This is a genomic window from Streptomyces sp. MnatMP-M17, from assembly GCF_900091995.1.
Lineage (GTDB): Bacteria > Actinomycetota > Actinomycetes > Streptomycetales > Streptomycetaceae > Streptomyces.
Genome location: NZ_FMDK01000458.1, coordinates 1 through 2,696, shown reverse-complemented (window position 1 = coordinate 2,696; position 2,696 = coordinate 1). Strand labels below are relative to the sequence as shown.

Here is a 2,696-nt window from a genome sequence, read left to right as displayed (position 1 = left end):
CTGGCCCGCGGGCTGGATCGCGTCCGTCGCCCGCGGTGGCGCGGCGCTGCCCGGTGCGGGGATCGCCTGGCCGGGCGGCTGGTGGGGCGCGCTTCTGCTCGTCGCGCTGACGGCCGTGGTCCTGTTCGCCGTACGACGCATCCCGCGCCACCCGTGGACGGCCGCTGTGTGCGCCGTGTTCCTGCTGCTCGCCGTTGTACGACCGCCGTCGGTCACCCGGCTTGTCACCGGCTGGCCGCCGCCGGGCTGGACGTTCGCGATGTGCGACGTCGGGCAGGGCGACACCGTCGTGCTCGCGGCGGGCAAGGGTACGGCCGTGGTCGTGGACGCCGGTCCCGATCCGGGGCCGCCCGACCGCTGTCTGCGGGAACTCGGTGTCACACGCGTTCCGCTGCTCTTGCTCACCCATTTCCACGCCGACCATGTCGGCGGGCTTTCCGGAGTGCTGCGAGGCAGGGCGGTCGGCGCGATCCAGACGACGGCCTCCGAAGAGCCGCCGGAGCAGGCCGCGTTCGTACGGAGAACCGCCGCTGCGGCGGGAGTGCCCGTCGTTCGCGCCGGGCCGGGGGAGCAGCGGCGGATCGGGCCGCTCACCTGGCGGGTGCTGTGGCCGAGAGCCGGCTCTGCCCTGACCGTCGACGAGCCGAACGACTCCAGCGTAACTCTGTTCGTACGGATCGCCCGTGGGCCCACGCTGCTGCTTCTCGGTGATCTCGAACCGCCCGCCCAGCAAGGGCTGTTGAGCGACCATCCGACGCTGCCTCCGGTGGATGTGCTCAAAGTGGCCCACCACGGCTCGCCGTTCCAGGATCCGAGGCTGCTCCGCACGGTCCGGCCCCGGCTCGCGCTGATCTCCGCCGGGCGGGACAACCCGTACGGCCATCCCGCACCGCGCACGGTCGAGGCGCTGCGCGCCGGAGGAGCGGCGGTGCTGCGTACCGACATGGACGGTTCGATCGCGGTGGTGGGTGCGGGGCCCGCCCTGAGGGCCGTGCCCCGGGAAGGCCAGAGCGGTCCCGTGAGCGCTCGGGCAGAGGACCTACGACAAGTGACGCATGGTCCGCAGGCGGGCGCCGCATTGGACGACCATTTCGGGCTGCGATTCGACCGGGTCCCGGAGGTTCGGCAACCTTCTGTCGGTGGTGTGTAGTAGCCGAGTTCGCTGCCTGTCCGTACGTTTGCCTCGAACGGCGCATGAGTGGTCGAATGCCTATTCGTCAAGGGTCGCCGCCCAGACAAGACTGTCCGGCCGTGCGCGGCCCCGCAGAGCCCGATCGCACAGGGGTACGTACACACCATGATCACGCGCCTTATCGGCCGACGGACGGCCGCCCAGCAGAGAAATCACGCACTCTCCGGGCTGTCGGTGCCACCCGGTGCCGGTCTGCTGAGCTGCCGCGTCCTCGACCCGGTCAACGAGCCCGTCGTACGCGGCGAGTTCACGGTGAGTGACAGCAGCGGCCGTAAGATCGTGAGCGGTGAGACCGATCCCTTCGGCACGATCGTGGCGATGGTTCCGTTCGGGGAGTACCGGCTGGCCATCTCGGCCGACAGCTTCACTCCGTACCGGGGCAATGTGTATGTCACCGACGGAGGAGACTCCGGCAGCCTCGGGGACATCACGCTCCAGATAGCGCCTTCGCTGCCGCTGCCCGCGCCCGGGGAGTGGGAGATCGAACCGGCGCACTCCCGGATCGGTTTTATCGCCCGGCACATCGGACTCGCGCGGGTGCACGGCCGGTTCGACAACTTCGCCGGTGCGATCAGGATCGGCGACACGATGGACCAGTCCGCGATGCATGTCGTCATCGGCGCCGCGTCGATCGACACCAGTGTCCAGATGCGCGACGACCATCTGCGCTCCGCCGACTTCCTCGATGTGGCCAACTACCCGACGCTGGAGTTCTACAGCGACCGCATCACGCACCGAGGCGGCAACAACTGGGCGATCACCGGCGCGCTCACGCTCCACGGCGTCACGCGCACGATCACGCTCGAAGCCCAGTACCTCGGTATCGGCAACGGTATGGAGGGCGAGACCCGCGCGGCCGTTCGCGCCACCACCGAGCTGCACCGCGAGGACTACACCGTCAACTGGCAGTCCATGCTGGCGCGTGGCATCGCGGTCGTCGGCTCCAGCATCAAGATCGAGATGGATATCCAGATCGTCCCCAAGAGCTGAGCACACCCATCCCGGGCAGCCGAGCACCCGCTCCGGGCGGCCGGGACCGGCTGGAAGAATACGGCCGTGAGCGATGTGAGACATGTGCTGGTGCTGCCCGACCGCGATGCCGCCGAGGAGGTGGCGGAGGCGCTCGGCGAGCGGTTCGCAGTGGCCGAGGAACCGCAGTTGGTACGGGACGCCCTGGCCGGCGAGGACGACGCCGAGGACGCCCAGTGGCTGGTGGTCGTGGAGGACCCGGAGGCACGGATGGACGGCGCGGCGCTGGACGCGTTCGTCGCGGACTGGGACGGCTGGCGGGAAGCGGCGTACTGACAGGCCTGTACAGATCGACGTGAGCAGCGACGCCGTGCGGGCGTCGGCTGTCAGTGGTGCGTGCGATGCTGGACCGCGATGGCCACCAGAAAGTCTTCCCCCGACGACCTCCTCGCTCCGCTCACCCTGGCCGTGGGCCAGGAGGATCTGCTGCTCGACCGCGCCGTACAGCAGGTGGTGGCGGCGGCTCGCGCCGCCG

The 2,696-nt window shown here is 70.0% G+C and carries 3 protein-coding genes and 1 pseudogene; all 4 read left to right on the top strand.

What is annotated here, in order from left to right; all coding sequences use genetic code 11:
- A partial coding sequence (locus GA0115259_RS20635) for a ComEC/Rec2 family competence protein (RefSeq protein ID WP_141716636.1) occupies positions 1 to 1,150 on the top strand: 1,150 nt, incomplete at its 5' end.
- A 147-nt stretch (positions 1,151 to 1,297) separates the two neighbouring features.
- A complete protein-coding gene (locus tag GA0115259_RS20630) occupies positions 1,298 to 2,182 on the top strand; it encodes a YceI family protein (protein ID WP_093599252.1) in 885 nt (294 codons plus the stop codon).
- 66 nt (positions 2,183 to 2,248) lie between these two features.
- Positions 2,249 to 2,497 carry a hypothetical protein gene (locus GA0115259_RS20625; protein ID WP_093599249.1) on the top strand — a complete coding sequence of 83 codons (249 nt, stop codon included), beginning with the start codon at positions 2,249 to 2,251 and terminating at the stop codon, positions 2,495 to 2,497.
- Between the two features lie 78 nt (positions 2,498 to 2,575).
- Positions 2,576 to 2,696 (top strand): annotated as a pseudogene (locus tag GA0115259_RS42005) (DNA polymerase III subunit delta); the annotation flags it as partial.